At 68.6% G+C, this 19,988-nt stretch carries 18 protein-coding genes; 9 read left to right on the top strand and 9 right to left on the bottom strand.

Annotated features, from left to right (window positions below; genetic code table 11):
- The 4 genes from ADK41_RS15365 to ADK41_RS15355 all read left to right on the top strand — a co-directional run.
- A partial coding sequence (locus tag ADK41_RS15365; RefSeq protein WP_209438648.1) for a cytochrome c oxidase subunit I occupies window positions 1-687 on the top strand: 687 nt, incomplete at its 5' end.
- 3 nt (window positions 688-690) lie between these two features.
- Complete coding sequence (locus ADK41_RS15360; RefSeq protein WP_051843644.1) at window positions 691-1,128, top strand: hypothetical protein; 438 nt, start codon at window positions 691-693, stop codon at window positions 1,126-1,128.
- A gap of 440 nt (window positions 1,129-1,568) precedes the next feature.
- Window positions 1,569-1,799, top strand: coding sequence for a hypothetical protein (locus ADK41_RS43155; RefSeq protein WP_078662211.1), 231 nt, complete (start codon window positions 1,569-1,571; stop codon window positions 1,797-1,799).
- Window positions 1,800-1,808: 9 nt separating this feature from the next.
- Window positions 1,809-2,051 carry a hypothetical protein gene (locus ADK41_RS15355; protein ID WP_037805296.1) on the top strand — a complete coding sequence of 81 codons (243 nt, stop codon included), beginning with the start codon at window positions 1,809-1,811 and terminating at the stop codon, window positions 2,049-2,051.
- On the opposite strand, the gene ADK41_RS44060 is transcribed toward ADK41_RS15355, so the two are convergent.
- The 3 genes from ADK41_RS44060 to ADK41_RS15340 all read right to left on the bottom strand — a co-directional run bounded on the left by ADK41_RS44060 (window position 2,048) and on the right by ADK41_RS15340 (window position 3,311).
- Window positions 2,048-2,254: a hypothetical protein gene (locus tag ADK41_RS44060; RefSeq protein WP_051843643.1), complete on the bottom strand. Its 207-nt coding sequence runs from the start codon at window positions 2,252-2,254 to the stop codon at window positions 2,048-2,050. The genes ADK41_RS15355 and ADK41_RS44060 overlap by 4 nt on opposite strands.
- Window positions 2,255-2,450: 196 nt before the next feature.
- Complete coding sequence (locus ADK41_RS15345; protein ID WP_030836160.1) at window positions 2,451-2,879, bottom strand: VOC family protein; 429 nt, start codon at window positions 2,877-2,879, stop codon at window positions 2,451-2,453.
- Between the two features lie 9 nt (window positions 2,880-2,888).
- A complete protein-coding gene (locus tag ADK41_RS15340) occupies window positions 2,889-3,311 on the bottom strand; it encodes a helix-turn-helix transcriptional regulator (protein ID WP_030836157.1) in 423 nt (140 codons plus the stop codon).
- A gap of 375 nt (window positions 3,312-3,686) precedes the next feature.
- Between ADK41_RS15340 and ADK41_RS15335 the strand changes: the two genes are divergently transcribed.
- Window positions 3,687-8,789 carry an ATP-binding protein gene (locus ADK41_RS15335; RefSeq protein WP_199822425.1) on the top strand — a complete coding sequence of 1,701 codons (5,103 nt, stop codon included), beginning with the start codon at window positions 3,687-3,689 and terminating at the stop codon, window positions 8,787-8,789.
- A 251-nt stretch (window positions 8,790-9,040) separates the two neighbouring features.
- Here the strand turns inward: ADK41_RS15335 and ADK41_RS15330 are convergent, their stop codons facing one another.
- Together ADK41_RS15330 and ADK41_RS15325 are read right to left on the bottom strand one after the other, a co-directional pair.
- The gene (locus tag ADK41_RS15330) at window positions 9,041-9,484 is read right to left on the bottom strand and encodes an NUDIX domain-containing protein (protein ID WP_234319155.1); all 444 of its coding nucleotides are present in this window, start codon (window positions 9,482-9,484) and stop codon (window positions 9,041-9,043) included.
- A 93-nt stretch (window positions 9,485-9,577) separates the two neighbouring features.
- Window positions 9,578-10,933, bottom strand: a complete 1,356-nt coding sequence (locus ADK41_RS15325) for a hypothetical protein (RefSeq protein WP_030836150.1) — start codon at window positions 10,931-10,933, stop codon at window positions 9,578-9,580.
- Between the two features lie 227 nt (window positions 10,934-11,160).
- On the opposite strand from ADK41_RS15325, the gene ADK41_RS15320 reads away from it, so the two are divergent.
- The 4 genes from ADK41_RS15320 to ADK41_RS15305 all read left to right on the top strand — a co-directional run bounded on the left by ADK41_RS15320 (window position 11,161) and on the right by ADK41_RS15305 (window position 14,209).
- Window positions 11,161-11,910: a hypothetical protein gene (locus tag ADK41_RS15320; RefSeq protein ID WP_030836148.1), complete on the top strand. Its 750-nt coding sequence runs from the start codon at window positions 11,161-11,163 to the stop codon at window positions 11,908-11,910.
- An 81-nt stretch (window positions 11,911-11,991) separates the two neighbouring features.
- A complete protein-coding gene (locus tag ADK41_RS15315; RefSeq protein ID WP_030836146.1) occupies window positions 11,992-12,903 on the top strand; it encodes a phosphotransferase in 912 nt (303 codons plus the stop codon).
- Between the two features lies 1 nt (window position 12,904).
- Window positions 12,905-13,597 carry a class I SAM-dependent methyltransferase gene (locus ADK41_RS15310; protein WP_030836144.1) on the top strand — a complete coding sequence of 231 codons (693 nt, stop codon included), beginning with the start codon at window positions 12,905-12,907 and terminating at the stop codon, window positions 13,595-13,597.
- Window positions 13,598-13,627: 30 nt separating this feature from the next.
- A complete protein-coding gene (locus ADK41_RS15305; protein WP_030836143.1) occupies window positions 13,628-14,209 on the top strand; it encodes an HAD domain-containing protein in 582 nt (193 codons plus the stop codon).
- Between the two features lie 345 nt (window positions 14,210-14,554).
- On the opposite strand, the gene ADK41_RS15300 is transcribed toward ADK41_RS15305, so the two are convergent.
- The 4 genes from ADK41_RS15300 to ADK41_RS15285 form a co-directional block, all read right to left on the bottom strand.
- Window positions 14,555-14,977, bottom strand: a complete 423-nt coding sequence (locus tag ADK41_RS15300) for a hypothetical protein (RefSeq protein ID WP_030836138.1) — start codon at window positions 14,975-14,977, stop codon at window positions 14,555-14,557.
- Entirely contained in the window at window positions 14,974-16,857 is a 1,884-nt protein-coding gene (locus ADK41_RS15295) for a hypothetical protein (RefSeq protein WP_030836135.1), read from the bottom strand. The genes ADK41_RS15300 and ADK41_RS15295 overlap by 4 nt, the downstream gene beginning before the upstream one ends.
- Before the next feature lie 696 nt (window positions 16,858-17,553).
- Window positions 17,554-19,236 (bottom strand): relaxase/mobilization nuclease domain-containing protein, encoded by a 1,683-nt coding sequence (locus tag ADK41_RS15290; RefSeq protein WP_030836132.1) that lies wholly within the window; start codon window positions 19,234-19,236, stop codon window positions 17,554-17,556.
- Complete coding sequence (locus tag ADK41_RS15285) at window positions 19,226-19,783, bottom strand: hypothetical protein (RefSeq protein WP_030836130.1); 558 nt, start codon at window positions 19,781-19,783, stop codon at window positions 19,226-19,228. The genes ADK41_RS15290 and ADK41_RS15285 overlap by 11 nt, the downstream gene beginning before the upstream one ends.
- Between the last annotated feature and the right edge of the window lie 205 nt (window positions 19,784-19,988).

Below are 19,988 nucleotides of genomic sequence, written 5' to 3'. Positions count from 1 at the left end.
ACGTTCCTGATCGCGGTGCCCACCGGTGTGAAGTTCTTCAACTGGATCGGCACCATGTGGAAGGGCTCGCTCAGCTTCGAGACCCCGATGCTGTGGACGATCGGCTTCCTGATCACCTTCGTCTTCGGCGGCCTGACCGGTGTCATCCTGGCCTCACCGCCGCTGGACTTCCACGTCTCCGACACCTACTTCGTGGTGGCGCACTTCCACTACACCGTCTTCGGCACGGTCGTGTACGCGATGTTCGCCGGCTTCCACTTCTGGTGGCCGAAGTTCACCGGCAGGATGCTCGACGAACGCCTCGGGAAGATCACCTTCTGGACCCTCACGGCCGGTTTCCACCTGACCTTCCTGGTCCAGCACTGGCTGGGTGTCGAGGGCATGCCCCGCCGCTACGCCGACTACCTCGCCGCCGACGGCTTCACCGCCCTGAACACCCTGTCCTCCATCGGGTCGTTCCTGCTCGGCCTGTCGATCCTGCCGTTCTTCTACAACATCTGGAAGACGGCCAAGTACGGCGAGCCGGTCGGCGTCGACGACCCGTGGGGCTACAGCCGCTCCCTGGAGTGGGCGACCTCCTGCCCGCCGCCGCGGCACAACTTCCGCACCCTGCCGAAGATCCGCAGCGAATCCCCGGCGTTCGACCTGCACCACCCCGAGATCGCCGCGACCGGGACGGCGGAGTGAGCCGTGCCGCAACCCGTTCTGGCCCTGGGATGCGCGGCGGTGACGGCCGCCGGCTGCGTCTGGTACCTGCCGGCCCTCGCCGACCTGCGCGCCGGAGCCGACCGGCCGCTGTCCCGCCGCACGGCGGCGATCGCCTGCCTGACCGGCTGGGGCTCCCTCGGGACGGTCGCCCTGGTGCTGCTCGTGGCCACGACGTGGTGGGCGCCGGTGGGGGTGGCGGCCGCGGGCGGTACGGCCGCCGCCGCCCTGCGGGCCGGCGCCGCCGTACGACGCGCCGGTGAGCAGCGGGAGGCGGCCCGGCAGTGGGCGCAGCTGCCGCACGCGCCGTTGTCCGCCGACGCCCGCCGCCCCCGCGGGGTGGCGGTCACCGTGGCGGTCGTGCCCGTCATGGTCGTGAGCCTGTTCCTCGCGGTCGCCGGCTGGGGACCGCACCCCGGATAGGCCGCCCGGCGGCGACCGCCCCGCACGAAGCCCGGCACCGAACCATGCGGAATCCCGTTTCCCGTCTGGCCCCGGCCCCGATGAACCCGTGTGGCCACCACGCTCGGAGCACTACAGCCGGAGTCGTCGACGACGAGTGCCGCCCACGGGAAGAGACCGCGTCGCGCAAGCTCACGTACGTCATCGACCACCTGCCGAACAAGCGGTTCACCACGATCGTCCAGGGCCGGGCCGGCTGCGGCCTGGCCCCGCAGGAGGGCGTCACCAGCCCCTACGTCCACCCGCGCGCACACGTCGCCTCCCGCACGCCGGGGCCGACCGGGCCGGTGAACCGGTCGACGAGGTCGACGGGATCGCGACGAGACGGTCGTCAAGACGTACCCCGTCGTGCGGACGTACAGCAGGAAGCGCTGACCCCGTTCCGGGCCTACCCTGGGGGCATGGACAGCGAACAGCCCGTCTGTCCCGCCTGCGGACAGCCGGTGGAGAAGGTGGTCCGGCGCCACAAGACGCTGGGCGCATGGGTTCCGGTGTGGGGGCACGGCCCGTGCCGCAACCCGGAATGCCGGGAATCCCGCTCCCGCGAAGCAGAGGAAGCCGGGGAGACCGGCGCCTCCGGTTCAGGCCGAATCCGGAAGGACGCCGGGAGCCCGGCCCCCACCAAGCGCTAGCGTTGCGGCATGGGCGCGGTGTGGCGGTGGGGCGTGGGCATCTGGACGGCCGTCGTGATCGTCGGGGGCGGACTGACCCTGTGGCTGCAGGACGAGGCCGAACCGCCGTCCCCGGCCCGCTGGGAGAGGACGGAGCCCGACCCGACCCCCGTCCTCCCGGAGGGCTGGGAGACGCGGTGCCCCGTCCCCGAGCCGTCGCCGGGCGCCGAGGACGGCCTGGTGGCCATCGCCTGTCGCGTCACCACCGACTAGTCCGGCCGGCGGGCCGGCTCGCCCGTTTCGGGGCGCACCTGGCCCGGACGGCCGCCGTGCACGACGGGCGGCCGTACCGACTCCCCGTGCCAGGGCACCGCGCGGAACAACTGCCCCGCGGGCGACCGCAGTACGGCCCACCCCTCGTGCTCGCCGACCGTCTCCGCGCCCAGCCGCAGCGCGTTCGCGACGAACCCGGGCACGTCGTCGAAGGAGAAGTCGAGACGATCCGCTGCATCCCCACGCAGGCGTCGGCGCCCTCCGCCCGCGGGGTCGCGAACTCCCCGGCGCCCCCGCTCGGTTCGGACAGGCGCGTGCCCGTGACGGCCGTCCGGAACCCGCCGGCCCGGTCGGCCCCGGCCGCCGGACGGTCGATGAGGGCGTACGGCCGGCGGACGTTCACCGCCGGGGGCGTTCCATGAAGCGCAGCATGTTCCCCGCCGGGTCGCGGAACGCGCAGTCGCGCACCCCGTACGGCTGGTCCACCGGCTCCTGGAGCACATCCACACCGGCGGCGCGGACGCGCTCGAAGAGGGCGTCGCAGTCGGTGGTGGTGAAGTTGACCCCGCGCAGCATGCCCTTGGCCAGCAGCTCGGCCATCGCCTGCTTGTCACCGGGGGAGGCGTCCGGGTTCGCGGCGGGCGGCTCCAGCACGATCTCCACGTCCGGCTGCTCCGCCGAGGCGACCGTCACCCAGCGCATCCCCTCGAACCCCACGTCGTTGCGGACCTCGAGCCCCAGTACGTCACGGTAGAAGGCCAGCGCCTTGTCGTGGTCGTCGACGGCGATGAAGCACTGGGCGAGCCGTACGTCGTTTCCTGTGTCCATGCGCCCACATTAGAAGGTTCCGCCCGGATCGAGCCGGGGCCGGCCCCGGACCGGCCGGGTGTACATCCGGGCCACGCACGGCGGGATCACCGCGCTCTCCTCGTGCGACCGGGCCCGGTACGCGCTCGGCGTCTCCCCGACCAGCTCGGTGAACCGGGAGCTGAACGACCCCAGCGAGGTGCAGCCGACCGCGAGGCACACCTCCGTCACCGTGAGATCGCCCCGCCGCAGCAACGCCTTGGCCCGCTCGATGCGCCGCGTCATGAGATAGGCGTACGGCGTCTGCCCGTACGCCGCGCGGAAGCTGCGCTGGAAGTGACCGGGCGACATCAGCGCGGTCCGCGCCAGCTCCGTGACGTCGAGCGGCTCGGCGTACTCCCGGTCCATCCGGTCCCGGGCCCGCCGCAACCGCACCAGATCCTCCAGCTCCATCCGCCCAGCATCCCACGCCCCGCGTGACCGGTCACGGAAACGCCGAGGGACCCCGCCGCACGGAGCGGCGGGGCCCCTCCCCCCACCCGCGAACCGCGAGGGTGCACCGATCGCCGTCGCGGAGGGAGGCCGGGTCAGGCCTTCTTGGTCTCCTAGTAATGGGGCGGGTCGGTGACCTGCGGAGATGATCACTGCAGGTTGCTGACCTGGCCTTTTCGTGATGGGTGGCGATGGGGCGCGACGGTCTTGATCGGGTGTCCTGCGGACTGTGTGCGGACTGGACAGGGATTGATGCGATATATCGCTGCACGGTTGACGACGCACCGCTACGGTGAGCCGTGCGGCCACTGATAGCACAACGCCACCGAGGAATACATGAACGAGTCTGTTGCCCCGGATGCTGCTGCTCGGTCCGAGGGCGAGGCGGCATCTGAGCCCGCCGCTGCTCCCCAGGATGCGGCCGCCGGAGGCGCCACAGCCGCAACCGGTGAAAGTGCGCGAGGATCGAGCACCTACGCGACGGGCGGCGGTGGTGTTTCGTTCGCGCATCGCGTCGCGGCTGTCTATCTCGCTGGCATGTTGACCGGTGTGCGACGGACGGAGGCATCTGAGCTGCCGGTCCGGAGGGTGTCGTTCCAAACTGGTCCGGCGCATCCGGTAGATGACCTTCTTGTTGAGTGCGGCGATGAGTCAGGCGAGGTCACCCTTGCCGTGGCATGCCGCGCAACGCCGGACTTCGTCCCGAGCCATGACGAGACGGTGAAGCTCGTCGGGTCGCTGCTTTCCGAAGTCGAAAGGTTCGACACAGACACTCACCAGGTCGCCGTCGCAACCGCCGGCCGGTCCAATCAGTGGGACCACCTCGCAACGCTCTGTGATATCGCGCGGGCCCATGCCGACCCGGAGTCATTCCAAGCGTCCATGGACGTCGATGGCCGCTGGTCGAAGCCGGTGCGTGAGCGGCAGAAGCACTTTCTGAAGGTGGTCGAGAAGGTCGTCGAAGACGGCACAGTACCGAAAGAGGTCCTGCGGCTGGCGTGGCGGCTGCTTGGTCGGCTGCACATCCTCAGTTTCGCGGTCCAGAGCCCGGACGAAGGTGACCGCGCGGCGGTCGCAACGTCGCTGGACGGCGTGGCCTCAGCTGCCACCGACGGAGTGGTGGTCCGGAACCAGCTTGAGGTCGAGGCAACCCGCTACGACGCGACGGGCGCCGTGGTGGACCTCAAGGTGCTTCGCCGTGACATTCACGTGCTCTTGGACTCGGCCGCGACTCGAAGCCGGCACGCGTGGTCGGTGCTCGCTGAACAACGCAAGCTGGCTGTTGCCCGTGTGCGGACCACGATCGGTGATGAGGCATCTGGCGGGCCGGTCGAGATCTCGTTCGCCGACCGTCGCGAGCAACTCGCTGGGGTCCTGCGCGAGGCAGGTACTCGTGTTTCGGCTCTGCTGGTATCCGGCGAGTCGGGCATCGGTAAGAGCGCGCTGACGCTGTCGGCCGTCGAAGAGTTGGAAGCCGCAGACCCCGTTGGGTTTCAGGGGGTGGTGGTGAACTTCCGCGGCTTGCCGCAGTCGAGCTTGGAGCTGCGGGCTGCGCTCGGGATGTCGCTGGAGGATGTGCTCGCGGAGACATCGGCACCGTCTCGGGTCCTGGTCATCGATGCGGCTGATGCTGCTCTGGAGCGATCTGCCGGCCTGTTGAGTGACCTGGTGCTGGCAGCGGCTGCGGCGGGTGTTGGGCTCGTTGTTGTGACATCTGACGTGGCACTGGGTTTCGTGCGAGAACAGGTGGAGCTGGGGTTCGCGAAGTCCATTTCATCCTTCGAAATGCGGCCGTTGGGCGATGAGGACATCTCTGTCGTCTCAGACCACTTTCCGCTTTTGCGTACGGTCCTGCGAGACCTGCCTGCGAACTCGCTGCTGAGAAGGCCCGTTGTACTGGACCTTCTGGCTCGGACCGGGGCAGAGCCGGAAAGTTCACTGGGTGAGTGGGAATGCCTTGATCTGGTGTGGAGCCGGATTGTTCGCGGCGATGGGCGGCCCGGTGTCGGCTCGGCGGAGGCACGCGAACAGACGTTGCTCGCAGTAGCCGCAGAGACCATGAAGCTGCCCGAGGACCGTCGACCTGGCGCAGGCGTTGATGCTGCAGCGGTCGACGCGCTGCGTCGGGACCATTTGCTCGCACCACCGAGCCGGTATCGGAATCAGCCGGAATTTGCACATGACGAAGTCCGGCGGTACGCGACCGCCATCCTTCTCGTCCGTGGTCAGAGCCCCACCGATTTGCTGCAGTCAGCGGGAGCGCCTCGGTGGGCGCTGTCGGCCGCCATTCTTGCGTGCGAGGGACTACTGAAAGCACCGGACGCTCGGCCTGTCCGAAAGTTCATCGAACTGAGCTCGCAATTCGAGGTGTTCGCGGCAGCACGCGGACCCCGGTGGACTGACGTTCCGGTGGAGGCGGTACTGGAGACACCGTTCGGGTACAAATGCCTGAAGTCAGCGTGCACGGACCAGTCGGTCGGCTTGGTGCTCGGCGACGTAGTCCGAGTTGTTCAGCAGCGGCATAAGGTCAATGGGCTGGTCGACCCTCTAGTCACGAAGCCCGTTGTGCAACTCCTCCTCGATGACAAAGAGCCGTGGGACGTGTCGAAGGAGTCGTTCGAACTGCTCGCGGACTGGCTGCAAGCCTTGTCCCTAGCGGACGTTCCGGCTGGCAACGAGCTACGAATCAGGCTTCGAGCCCGTCTCCTTGCCTACTGGAACTCGTTCCCTCTGCACAAAACCGGCGGGGAGACACCGTCTGGGTGGATGCCGCAGCGTCGGCGACGCCGACGCGAGCTGGATTACCACCTGACGAAGGAAGAGTTCGTCGAAACGTTGGCCCTGCTCGGTCCGGACATCGATGATGCCGTCGAAGCGTGCCTTCGGGCTATCGCGGACGACGCGCCAGCGTTCCTGGCTCCGGCCGCGGATTCGCCGCTGAGCGCCCGAGCCTTGGCGCAGAAGAGCCCAGAGCTACTGGCGACGTTGATGGCGGCCTACTACATCGACGACGAGCCGAGTTGGCACCGAGATGAGGGTGTCCGGGGGCATCAGGGTCGGTGGACAGGTTTCGGACCACCGTTCTTCCAGTACTATTTCGGTGGATTCTGGCAGCTGTTCCAGACAGCTCCGTTGCCGACATCGGTGCGGGTGCTGAACGACATCCTGAACAGCGGTGCGCGGGCGCGCGTAGCGACGCTGTCGCGGCTTAGTTCGCCTGACGCATTTGCTGGGCCCGTCCACGCCCGGAACGAAAGCGTAGATGTCGATACAGAAAGCGGAGAAGGAGAAGACCGCGGTGCGGTCCTGAACCTTGACGGCGCCGCCCGCCTGTACGTCGGCGACAGTCATGTGTGGAGCTGGTATCGGGGGACGTCAGTTGGCCCATACTCAGCTATGAGCGCACTCCAGGCGATGGAGCGTCTTGCCGACACATGGTTGAGTCAGGGTGCGTCACCGAGGTTGGTTGTCGAGACACTCTTGAACGGCTGCGAGAACCTGGCTATTCCGGGGATGCTATTCGGTCTGCTAGTGCGCCACATTGAGAAAGTCGGCACCGAGCTCGACCTTTTCCTCGCCGAACCTGTCGTATGGGAGTTGGAGTTTGGCCGCAGGACGAGTGAGTACATAGGGCTGCGTGCGGCAACCGAAGGGCTCGCAAACCTTGAACGCCGCCAGTGGACACCGCGTGAGGTAGCCATGTGGCTGATGGTGCACGGCGGACAGGAGCGTGCCCAGGCTTTGAAGAAGGTCGCCGACAAGCTTGTCGAGAACGGCGACCGACTGAGCATTAGCCAGGAGCGTACGAAGAACTGGGCCGCAAGCCTGGACCCGGAGCAATATCGAGTTAAGCGGCATGGGGATGAGGTCTACATCGAGGTCGAACCACCGCTTGAGCTGCAAGCCGCGCAAGAAGCGCACGAGGCTCACCAGGAGATCGTGCAGACCAGCCTGCGCCTGCAGAATCGGTACTGGGGCTCGGCCAAGCATGACGCGGAGTACTGTCCGCCCTCGTCGAAGGAGATCGCTGCGGACCTGACGACAGGACGTGCCTTGATCGAAGCCGATGAAGACCTGATGCCGAACCGGCCTGTGGACGCTGTTGCCCACGTCGTCCGAGCAGCGGTCGAACGAGCCGCCGCTGGCGATCTGGAGGCGCTGGGCTGCGAAGCGCAGTTCGCAGCTGAGCTCGTCATCGGCATCGCATCATCGTTCCAGGACGCCGAGGACCAGGGCCACGAGGACCAGTACTTCGACCTCAGTGCCGACCGAGCTGTGGCTCAAGCCCTGCCGGCGTTCCTCACACCCGCACTGGCCGCACCGCTGGAAGCGGCCGGTGGCTCGACCGAAGATGTTGCCCAGGCGGGTCTTGCGATGGCAGGCAAGGCGTCCTTGGAGACTCGGCTGTACCTGGCGCGTGGATGCGATGTCGTCTGGAGATCCCCATGCCACTTCGACCCTTGCATCCACCGGACAGCGTTGAACTGGTTGCTTGAAACCGCCCGAGGCGCAGAAATCGGTCCATGGGACCAGGACGGCCAGCGACAGCCGAATGTCCAGATTGCTGGCGACGTTGTCGAATGCCTCCAGGAACTACCGGGTGACTCCGTAGACATCGCGGTTCTGGACGCAGCCATTCGCGGACTTGGGGCAGCCGCGTCGACGGACCACTGTTGCACCGACGACGCAGCCACGCTCCTCGCCGCGTTTCTCGACGTCGAGCGACGCGCCATGGTTGCGCAGGAGAAGGAGGGCTGGACCGCGGACGACCGCGGGATGCACACGCTCGTTGCCGCACGGGCCCTGCTCGAAGGCTTCGCGAATAACGGTGACGCCGAACCGGTGCTCGAACACCTCGACGTTCTTCGCGAAGGTGCAGGGCTGATGACGAATTTTCTTCACGGTCTTGCTGCGGCAGGTGCAGAGAACGAACGCTTGGCTGAAGCTGCCCGAGGTGTCTGGCCGTCGTTGCTGCGCCATGCCATTGGCTACCTGAGTGACGACTCGAGCCCCTACCGTGACCATCATTGGGGCGACTGGGCTGCCGCTGCCTTGCTGCCGGACCCTCTTCCATGGACGCAGGGCCTGTACAACGAGGTCGTCGGTGAACCCGTCGACTGGGTTCGCGCTGAGGACCTCGTTGAGTCGATCGACGATTGGCTGCCGACCGCTCGCGGGGAGGCCAAGTCCGTCGACGCGCTCATCGGCATCCTGCGGAAGCTCTCGGAGGAAGTCCAGGCTACCCGTGGCGTGCATTGGGTTTCCGACCTCTGCATTCAAGACGGACGTGTCACGGTCAAGCAGTCGTGGCTCTCGAACAGCTGGCTCAAGGAAATTCGTAGGACGGCCGAGGAACTCGGTGAATTGGACGAGTGGCAGATGCTCGTCGACTCGTTGGTCGTCGCCGGAAATGAGGGGCTGGCGCCGTACAGCAGGTGATGCCTCAGGGCCTGCCTGGCCTCTCGTGAGACTTCCGGATCGCGGGATCATCTGGCCGATCATGTGAGTACATTGCGCCGGTACCGCACGGGGCAGCAAGTCGCGCGGGTTGCATTCGGTGAGCGGGACGCACGATGGCATTGAGCAGGGAGGCAACGGCCTTGGTGCCTTGATGACGCGCGAACGACCGTGGCTGTCGTACACCTGTTGCGAATGGCCGCCTTGGCAAATAGTCAGGCCGCTTCCTGTTGCTATTGCCAGCCGTCAAGGGAGACTTCTGAGCCTCCCTCTAGATAATGGTGGAGGGCACTTGAGGTGGTATCTACGAAATTTTCGGGGATGGCGTTGGCGTCGACCCAGCAGACCTGGGAGTGCTTGCGAGGCTCGCGGTTCTCGGGTTTGCCGGTCCATTCGTGGGCGGCGAAGACGACCGTCAGGAATCCATTTGGGGCTTCGACGCCCCAGGCGCCGTGGATGATGTGGGCGACCTTCAGGGCTTCCGGCTTCACGGTCAGGCCGGTCTCCTCGTACAGCTCGCGGACCGCGGTCTCGGTGATGGGTTCGCCGGGCTCGCTCTTGCCGACCGGCAGATCCCACATGTCCTGGGCGAACTTGGCGTTCTGACTGCGCTGGAGGAGGACGATCCGGTTGGTGGCTTTGTCGTGGACGATGACAGCGGCGACCAGCAGGGTCATGGACCCAAGGGCGGGCGGCAGGGCTTTGGGCTGGTCGTCGGTCTGTGGCTGAGCCACGGCTGGGGTCCCTTCGTCGGCCGGTTGGTGGGCAGCTTAGGCCAGTGCTTCGCTTGCGCGGCAGGCGAGTTCGGCGGCTCCGGGCACTTTGCGGCGCTGGTAGACGGACAAGGTGGAGCGGAGCGAGGTGACGGCCTTGCGGGTGCGGTCGGAGGTCATGCCCTCCATGAGGGCCAGGGCTTGGGTCCAGGCGGCGACGGCCTCGTCGGCGCGGGCCTGGGCGGCGAGGCTGTCGCCGAGGTCGGCGTAGGTGAGCGCGTGGACGCGCTTGTACTTCTCGGGGTCCCAGCGGGTGAGTGCGTCTCGGTGCTGCTGTTCGGTGCCGATGTGGTCGGCGAGGTCGGTCAGGGTGCGGGCGGTGTGGCTGGCCACGGTGCCGGCGGCGGGGCCGCTGACGAGGGAGTAGCTGGGCTGGGGGCCGTCGTCCCGTAGGAGGGCGTCTTCGGCAGCGAGGAGGGCGCGCGCGGCCAGGGGATTCTCGTTGACGGCGGCGTAGGCGCGGGCGTGGGTGATGTGAAGGAGGGCTTCGGTCTGGCCATCGACATGGCCGAGGCCGCGTCGCAGGGCGCCTTCGACGAGGTCGACGCAGTGGTGGGGCTGCTTCAGGCTCAGGGCCTGGTGGGCGAGGGCGCGCATCATCCAGGCGGCGTGGCCGTGGGGGTCGGCTTCGCAGGCCAGTTGGTAGCCGACCTGGTAGTAGCGCTGGGCGGCGCCTTCCTGGCCCAGGTCGTGGTGCTTCCACCCCGCGAGGTAGGCGAGTTCGGCGACGGCGCCGAAGGCGGCCCGGCGTAAGGCTTCGCTGGGGAAGCGTCCGCGCAGCATGGGGGCGGCGGTGTCGGCGAGGTACGCGGTGACGGTGGTCAGGCCGTGCCCGCCGCCGAGGCGCTCGTCGGCGGCGCTGAAGGCCGCGGTGATCTGGCGTACGACGTCCACGTCCTCTCTGCCGACCAGGGACGTGCCGGTGCGGGCACGGAGCATGCGGGCGGTGGCCTCATGGTCGTGGTTGAGCGGCATGGCGACGCCGGCGGTGGTGAAGGCCGCGATGGCGAGGAAGCGGCGGCGCTCGACGTCGGCGCGCCCCAGGTCAGTGACGGCGAGGACGGGATCGGATTCCGCCGGCTCTTCAGCATCACCGGCATGGAGACCGATCTCGGTCTGGGTGATTGTGCGTCCCGCTCGGCGGGACAGCGCCTCGGCCAGGTACTGACCTACCCGGCCCGAAGGGGTGCGGGTGCCGTTCACCCAGTGCGAGATGGCCGACTTGTTGGTCTGGAGGATCTCGCCGTTCTCGGCGGCGATGCGCCGCACGTCCCTGGCGAGGGCCTCGTAGGTGCAGCCGACCGTGTCGATGACGTCGCGCAGACGGGAGTTGGGTTCTCTCTGCGCCGCCACGATCGCCTCCACTCCGGAGCTGTAAACCGCGTATACCGCTTCAACTGCCTTCCACCGTACCCACTGAGCGTAACCACCGGTTCACTTATCAGCAGCCGCCCGGAACGGCGCGACCGTGCTCCAGGCTCCCGCTTGGTCCGGGCGGCTCCTCGAAGTTCCGTACGTACGCCCACTCCTGGTTCGGGCATTCCTATGCCCGGACCCGGCCGATCAGAGACGGAGACACGGTGACCACCATCGACACCACGGCCATCACGGTCGAGCTGCCCGAAGCGTTCGACCCGCGCTGGAGCCGCCTGCCCGGCATCCAGGCTGACGGCCGGCGCATCACCATCGACCCGGCCGAGTACTTCTTCCGCTTCGAGTCCAACACCTGGCTCGTCGCCGACTGGGAGCTGATCAAGTCCCAGCTCCTCAGTGTGGACGAGACGACCGAGAGCGCGGTCGAGCAGCTCGCGCTCGACTTCATCAAGAACCACGGCGAGTCCACCTCCGACGCCGCCCGCGTCCTCACCACCGCGTACGAGGTGTACGCGTACCTGTTCCGCGACGAGCACCTGGTCGGCCTCGGCCTGCCGCAGATCACCGCCGACCACCTGCGGATGCTCCGCGAGGCGGCCACGCTCATGGCGCTCAACAAGGTCGAGCTCGACGGGCACATCTCCAACGTCGGCCCGTGCTGGTTCTTCCCCGCCGCCACCTCCGTCGTCTTCGACCTGGACGACGAGATGGGCGGGATGCTGGACGAGGTCTATCACGGTGGCTGGTTCAACGAGCACCGCCGGATCGAGTCCATCAAGGCCCACACCGCGCTCGGCGGACGGCTCGTGCACGGCTGCCAGTCCGTGCCGGACCAGTCCGGCGGCGTGGTCGCGCCCTACGGTGCCTCTATGGCGAACTTCCGGGACGACCTTGCCGCGTTCAAGGCGGGCTGGATCGAGCAGGTCTACGCCCACCGCGTGAACCCTGCCGCGTAACCCACCACCCGATCAGGCTCCGGGGCGGGCCGGCATCTCACGCCCGCCCCGGACGCCGCCATCACCCCCCGGAGCTTCCACGTGACCACGAACCCCAGCGCCGAACTCCTCGACAACCTGCTCACCGTGGCCGGTCAGGCCACCGCCGTACGGGAGGAGGTGCGCGTGTGGTCCATGTCCGGAGTCGAGCGCGTGACCTTCCCCGACGGCTCCACGGCTATCTTCAAGTACGCCAAGAAGCCGTTCGACAGCGAGGACCAGGCCCTCCGCCTGGCCCACACCCTCGGCGTCCCCGTCCCCCAGGTCCACGCCTCCGCCGTTCTGGACGGCTGGCTCGGCATGCTCATGGAAGACCTCGGGCCGTCCGTCCGCGAGGCCGACGACCTGGACGGCGTTGCCGCGGCTGTGGTCCTGCACGGCACCCGTACGGCTCCCGCCCTGCCGGTCCTCGACCAGGACCGGCTGCGCACGCTGCCGACCCGGGCACTGGAGCATCTCGAACAGCTACGCAAGGCCGACCGCTGGCACGACGCCGACGACGTCGAGGACGCGCTCGACCGGATCGCCCAGACCGCCGAGGCCCTCTCGGCCGGAGCAACGATCGCCCCCTTCGGCTGGGTGCACTCCGAGTTCCACCCAACCAGCCTCCACATCGGCAAGCGCGGCTGGCGGTTGCTCGACTTCGCCCGCGCCTTCACCGGCCCCGGCCTGCTCGACCTCGCCAGCTGGCACGGCACCATCGAACCCCCGCACCCCGTGCGCCTTCGCGTCTTCCTGGAGCAGTACGTCACCGCCGGCGGCACCCCCGACGCCCTCGCCCCGCGCGGCGGACTCACCGCCGAGAACTGGGCCCTGGGCTGGCACCGCATGTGGGCCGTCGAGTGGTTCATGGAGCAGTCCATCCGCTGGATCAGCGACCCCGCCACCGACCCCGCCTACATCAAGGCCGTCCGCCGCCACCTCACCGACGTCCTCCACCTCCTGGAGATCTGACGTGCTCGCCCAGGCATCCCCATGGCACGCCCACGCCCTCCAGCGCACCGCCGCCGGACTCGCCGAACCCCTCTCCGTACCCGCCCGGATGGAATGGACCACGAGACCCGGCCAAGGACCCGGCGCCGACATCCTCGGCCCCGACCTGCGCAGCAAGCGACTCCTGGAACTCGGCTGCGGCCCCGGCCACAACGCCGCCCACCTCGCCACCCGCCACGGCGCCCACGTCACCGGCGTCGACCTGGTCGGCCTCCAGGTCCGCCGCGCCCGCTCCCACTACGGACGGTTGAACAACCTCACCTTCGTCGCCGGCCACGCCCTGCACTACCTGCGCGCCTCCGACGAACGGTTCGACGCGATCTACTCCGTCTTCGGCGCCGTCGGCCTCGTCGCCCCCGAGCTCCTGCTCCCGGCCATCGCCCAACGCCTCACGCCCGGCCGGGTGCTCGCCTTCTCCATCCCCCACCCGCAGCGCGGCGGCCGCAACCCCTCCGGCGACGACCGACCCCGCCGCGACTACGTCACCCTCCCCGACCGCACCCGGCTCCCCATCGCCCGCTGGGAGTACTCCACGGACCGGTGGGAGAAGCACCTCAGCCACGCCGGCTTCTGGCTCACCTCGGCCCAGGAGTTCCACGACGCCCGTCACGGCCGCTGGCCCACTGCCCTGCTGATCACCGCGCGCAAGCTCTGACCTTCGTCTCGACTTCTCTGGGAGAAACCGATGCGCCCGCCGCCCTATCTGCTCCTCGACGTCGATGGCGTCCTCGTACCTTTCCCGGACGCCGGAGGGGACAGCCCGGCGACTCACACCCGCCACGACGTCGTGCCCGTCGGCCGGAGCGCCGACGACCCGGTCACCGTCTGGCTCAACCCCGCCCACGGTCCCCTGCTGATGCAGGTGATCCGGACCGGCCTGGTCACGCCCGTCTGGTGCACCAGTTGGCGCCAGGACGCCACCACCCTCATCGGTCCGCTCCTCGGCCTCCCGCCCATGCCGTACATCGACCTCCCGCGTCCGCAGATCACCAACAGCCACCCCGACGGCTACCTCTGGAAACGCGACCACGCCGACACATGGCTCGGAGACGCGCCCGCGATCTGGATCGACGACGACTTCGCCGGCCTCGACCACGAATGGGCGGCGGAACGCACCGCCTGCGGCCGGGCGACCGCCCTTGTCCAGCCCGACCCCCATGTCGGGCTGCTAGCCGAGCATTTGGTCGAGGTCCTGGCTTGGGCAGCGCTGCTGCCCGTCATCCAGAGCGATGCCCCAGGTGCTCCCCGCGCAGCTGAAGCCGCGTAGCGGAGACGAGCCGCGGGAAGCACTGATGCCCTCGCCACCTCGAAGCTGAGGGCGCTCGTTGAAACCGGCCATCCCCTGCTCGGGGGTGACCCCACACCTGCTCAGTGGATCTTCCTACCCATCCGGCACCTGACCTGGGGACAGGCTCCACAAGGGAGGGGCCGCCCGATAGCCAGCCAGGTCCAGGAGCGGGACGGACTGTCCAGGGTGGCCGAACGGGACGACCGAGACACGGCTCAAAGGGGCAATGGGATGATCTTGAAGTCCTGCAAGGGCAACGCTGATTCTGAGCGCGAAGACCCCCAGGTGGCAGTAGGGGGCCTTCGCTGCGCCCTCTCCGTCCCGTTACCGAGAGGCCCTACGCTGGGCAGGTCGCCGGGGCCCGCCGAAAGTGGGGAGCCGCTTTGTGTCGATCGGGCGCAGGACCGCTCCGATCCGGCCCTCGATCCTGCGCACGAGGTCCTCCTCGGTGTCCGCTGCCAGCGGGACCGCCATCAGGCGGGTCCACCGTGCGGCGCGCCCAGACAGTACATGCTCTTGGACGCGGTCACCGATCGACCCATCGCGGATCGCGCTTCCGGTGTAGCGGATGACGTTCTCGAAGTCGGCGGCTATGTAGATCCCCGTCGGGAATGCGTCCCAGGCTCCACCCTCTGTGATCTGCAGGATCGTCGAGGCGGCCGGGATGCGTCGCAGCAGTGCGGATCCGGCGAGATCGCACGCAGTGTCGTAGTTCTCCGGGGTGAGCGTGCACGCGAAGCGCTTCACCGGGTTTCACCGCTCTGGTCCCGGTCGGCCCGCATCCGGCTGGCTCGACGGCGCGCGCCTCGCCATTCCGAGACGAGGTCAGTGACCTCGGCAAGCGTGGTCCGCACGTTGGAATTCTCGTACCCCAACGTGTCCACCAGAGCTATGCCGTCCTGGTCGGTCACCTCGCCGACCCTCAGAGCTGCGGCAAGCAGGTCGTCGAGGCGGTCCTGGAACCCTTTGAGCGCCACCGCGAATCGGTCCTCGGGGCTCTCGTGCGTGATGCCCTCTCCGTCGGACAGGTCGGCGAGTTCGTGCAGTCGCTCGGGGGTGAGGGTCTCGGCGTCCGTGATGAGGTCGTCCTGCGGCATGGTGCCGTCGGCCAACTCCTGCGGGTTCCGTCCGGCACGGCCGTCCAGCACGACCTGGCACAGCTGCCGCAGGCCAGCGTCGGTCTTGGTCAGCTGTCGCATGATCTGTTGGGGCTCGGTGTTGCTGCCGCGGCGGCCGAACTCGGATCGGGTCAGCAACTGGGTGCGGCCCCCGACCAGGTGGTAGCTGGCAAGCGCGGCGAGTTCGGCGGTGGCCGGGCCGGCGGCGTCCCCGGCCTGTACGAGTTCGCGGAGTGCCTCGGACAGCAGGTCGAGCGGGGTGCGGCAGGTCAGCTCGACTCCGCGCAGAACCGACCAGCGCCAGGCCCGCTCAAGCGCGGATCGCAAGGCGGTGAGTCGCTTGTCCGCGGGGAAGCCCCGCAAGGCGACCTCGGCGGCCAATTGGGTGCGCTCCTCCAGCTTGGGCTTCGTGCCGGTGAGGTCGGCGATCGCCTCGTTGACCGCGCGGGCCTGGCGCTTGTTCGGGTGAGGGTTAAGGGCCCCGCAAGCCAGGACGGCGACCTGGTCGGGGAGAAGGTTATGCTCGCGCTGCGTGCCGTCGAGGATGTTGCGGACCTCTTCGGCGGTCATCCCGTTGGGGACGGGAAGCAGTTCGCGTTCGTAGAGGTTGTCCACCGCGGCGTTCGCCTTGGCGTTCAGCGTGGTCGCGGTGGAGAAGGTCATGGGCGGCGCCATGTGCAGGTGCGCCACGAGCCGCCGACGAGCCCGGTCGAACGCCCGGGGGGCCGAGAAGGCGATGATCACCCGGGCGTTGGGCATGATCGAGCAGCGGACCTTACGGGCCTGCTCGTCGGTGACGATGTCGCTTCCGGCCCAGTCCACGAGGTCGTTGAGTAGGTTGATCGCGCGACGGCTACGGGGGCGCAGGTTCCACGCGACGTCCTTGAACGTGATGCCGAGGCCCTCGTGGGCGGCGACGGTGCGACCGAAGCCGTCCGTGGATTCCAGCCTGGTCACCGTGCCAACGTCGGTGGTCAGCCGGACGGCGCTCAACCATCCCGGTGTTTCGATACCGCGGTCCAGAATGGAGCCGACGTGCGGGTTGTTCGCCACCATGTCGGCGATCCGCGGGGCCATCGCGTCGATCATCTTGTCGGCCGAGTCCATCTCGAAGGTGAGCAGCGCCTCCCCCTTGACGGCCCCAAAGCGAGGCATACGGATCGTGCCGCGGGCGTGCTCGTCCTCGAACCGGATGTTGTCCGGCGACGGCAGGATGCGCCAGGTCACGACATCGAACTCGATGTACGTGAACTCCTCGGAGCCGAAGCGCTGAGCCTTCGGCGAGCGCAGAGCCCGGCGAAGCTGCTGCTGGTCGGCAGCGGAGGCGGTCAGGACCTCGGCCATCTCGTGGCTCAGGCCGGCCGCAACGCCGGCGGCGATGCTTTTGTCGATCACCGCCTTCGAGGCGGGCGGACGCAGACGCGCACCGATGAGCCGGTGATCGACAATGTCGGACTCAGTGAAGGAGGAAAGCGGCGACTCGACGGCCGACGCGGGTACTTGGGACACGGGGGTCTTCCTCAGTCTCTCGACCTGCTCACCGCTATGGTCAGCAGAGGGCGAGGGCTTGGACCTGACTCGGCACCGTGCCCCCACCTGCCCTCCCGGCCGGGTGGCCGTCCAGGGTTGTGGCGCACACCACCCAACTTGCCTTTCCTTCAGGACGCCCGCCGATCAGTGACGGGTGGAGCCTTGGTCCGGCCGGGCCACCTTGATGGCAACGACCGTACTAGAAAAGCAAACTGACGATGATGTAGCTATCCAATAAAGGTAGCACGACGGTGTGGCAGGTCGAGCCGAAGCTGCGGTCTGCGGCAGGCCCACCGCCGCCCGGCTGGGGTTCACCCGCCTTCGAGGAGGGCGATGACCGACCCGGACGGCACCGCTCCCGGTGCCCCTGCGCCTGCCAGTAGCTGTCCAACAAACGATCATGTAGGACACCCACGAAGACCTGACCGCCGCACGGGCTACGCGGCGAGCGGATCGGCCGCCCGTCGGATCCGGTTCGGCCGTCAAGTTGCCCACGCCCGCTGCGGCCCGCACACTCCACGAGCGGGCGGCCACGGCCGACAACATGTGGGGCGCTCGCTGAAGCTCCTCACCCCGTTGAACAGCGGACCGAGTGGGGCGACGAGTAGCCCTGACCGTTTTCAAGGATTCTCATTAGGGCATCAGGCTGGCTCCGCTGGGTCGACGCACCTTGAGCTATCGATGTCGCCCGCGCTTCGTAGGCCGTTCGCTCACCGTCGTGGGCGTCGGCTGCGGAGTGGGCGTGGTGGTGCGGGTCTTTTGCCTGCGTGCTGCCTGTGCGCGCCTGTTCGGTTGGACGGTGATGCGCCAGTTGAGGACCTCGGCGGGATGTTCGGCGGTTTCGAGTTCTCGCCGGGCGGCGGCTTCGGCCAGGAGGCGCCGGGGGCTGTGGCCGGCGGTCTCGGCGCGGGCGAGGGTCGTGGTCAGGGCCCGCCAGGCGGGATCGGTGAGGACGCGGTCGGCGTGGTCGGGAAGGGCCGCGCGCAGGTCCTGCTCGAAGCGGTGGATGGTGGTGGTCCGTGGGGCGCGTCGGGTGAGTTCCGCCAGTACTGGCTGGGCGGCCTGCTGGTAGCCCGCCTGCAGGTGGCGGAGGGCCAGTTCGGCTGCTGCTGCCTGCTGTTCGTGGCCGCGTTGCTCGTGCCACTTGGCGGCGGCGCGCGCCAGGTGGAGGGCGGCGAGGAGCAGGGCGATGGCGAATCCGCCTGGATCGTGTGTGGCGTAGGCGAGTTCCTTGGCGGCTTCCCGCAGCGCGGTGGCGGCCTGATGGTCGGCCCGGATCGCCGAGCGGCGAGCGCGGTCGAACATTTTCGCCGCCGCCTGCAGTTCGCCCCGATGCGCGCCGTGGGCGGCGAGGGCCAGGTTGTGCAGGGTGTCACCGAAGGCATCCATGTGGCCCTGAGCCGCGGCGTCGTCGTTGGAGGCGAGGACTGCTTGGGCATAACGGATGGCGGTATGGGCGCGGCGCCACGTTTCGGCCGGGTCGGCCATCTGCTGCGGTCGGTCGGCCACGTCCTGGGTGGAGAGGCGTTCGCAGAGACGGTTGTAGGACAGGTCGGGGGCGAGCTTCGAACCGCCGTACCAGACCGGCTCGCCGCTGGTGGTGTCGCCGGGGGCCGCCAGGCTGTAGCCGGTCACCTCGCCGGTCTCGGGGCCGACGCGCGGTTTGACCTGGATGCCGAGGGAACGCAGCACGGCGAAGTACTCGTCGATGCTGCGTACGGCGGCGGCGACCGCGTACGCCTGCTCGCGCAGCCACTCCCGCGCGGTCACCTCCCGGCCCTGGCGCTCGGCCTTGGCCCGCTCGGCACCGGTGGGGGTACGTGGGGCGGTGAGGTCGCCGGACTTGAGGCGGCGCAGCCCGAACTCGTCCTCGATCTTGCGGCATTCCTGCTGCGCCCGCCAGCCGTCCCGGTTCGTGCGAGGACGGCGGCCGTCGGCGCGGACGGTGGTCGCGAGGATGTGGATGTGATCGTCGGCGTGCCGGACCGCGATCCACCGGCATGCCTTCTCGTCGTCCTCGGGGGCAATACCGGTGGCGTGAACGATGCGGCGGGCGACCTCGGCCCACTCGGTGTCGGTGAGGTAGCGGTCGCCGGGAGCGGTGCGCACGGGACAGTGCCACACGTGCTGCGGCGGCTTCGTGCCGCCCAGCTCACGCGTGCGCAGGTCGACATGGTGGTCGAGCCGCCTGGCGAGCTGGGCGTAGATGGCTTCGGGATCGCGGCCGGGGTCGGGAGCGCCGGCCTTGTCCCAGGCGGCGACGATGTGGGGGTCTGTGTGCTCGTCGCGCCGCCCTTTGCCGAAGAGATAGTTGATCAGGCCGAGCGTGCTGGAGCCGGTGGAGACGTCAGGCACCATGTGCGTCGCCCTCCCTCAGAAACCGGTCGATGAGCTGGTAACTGCTCTCCACCGCCGTCTCGACGCCGACCAGCACCGCTTCAGCGTGCTCGGGAACAGTCCCTCGGTGGAGGGCTCCGCTGATCTGGTTGAGGTTGTTGCCGATGCGGTTCAGCGCGACGGTGTGCGCCTCGATGGCTTCGACCAGTGGGCGGATGGGGTCGTCCTCCGGGCTGCCGACCAGGCCCGCCTTGCCCAGGGCAACCGCGAGGGCGGCATCGCCGACGAAGCCGGCGAACTTTTGGCCACGCCGCTCGGCCTCCTTGGCGATGATGCGGACCGCGGTCGGCGTGAAACGGATGGTTTTCTCCTGGTCGCGCTTCTCGGTGGTGCGCTTGCGGTTCATCAGCGCGGGCAGCGCCGGGGCGTCGGGCTCGCGCCAGGAGGGCTGCTCGATGGGCAGGGGGACATCGATGGGCGGCTCGGCGGGTGCGGAGTCGGCGGAAGGCGCGGTTGTCCCCACCTCCGGCTCGGGTGCCCGCTGGCGCCCGGCCATCTCCTCCGCCACCCCTGGGGCGGGGGCAAGCGCGGACGAAGCCTCGTTAGAGGCTCGTTCGCTCCAGCTTGCTGCTGTTCGGCGGCCCAGGCCGAGAAGTCCCCTGCGGCGGCGGGTGGGAGTGTTGTCGGTGGTCGTGTCGGGCAAGGGGGCGCTCCGGGGTGTGGGCTGGGGTTTGTTTCGTCGCGTCCGTCGCATCCGTCGCGTGGCTGGTCAG

The organism is Streptomyces caelestis (assembly GCF_001279005.1).
GTDB classification, from domain to species: Bacteria; Actinomycetota; Actinomycetes; order Streptomycetales; family Streptomycetaceae; genus Streptomyces; species Streptomyces heliomycini.
Note: the sequence above shows the minus strand (reverse complement) of the source record. Positions and strands in the feature narration are given on the sequence as shown.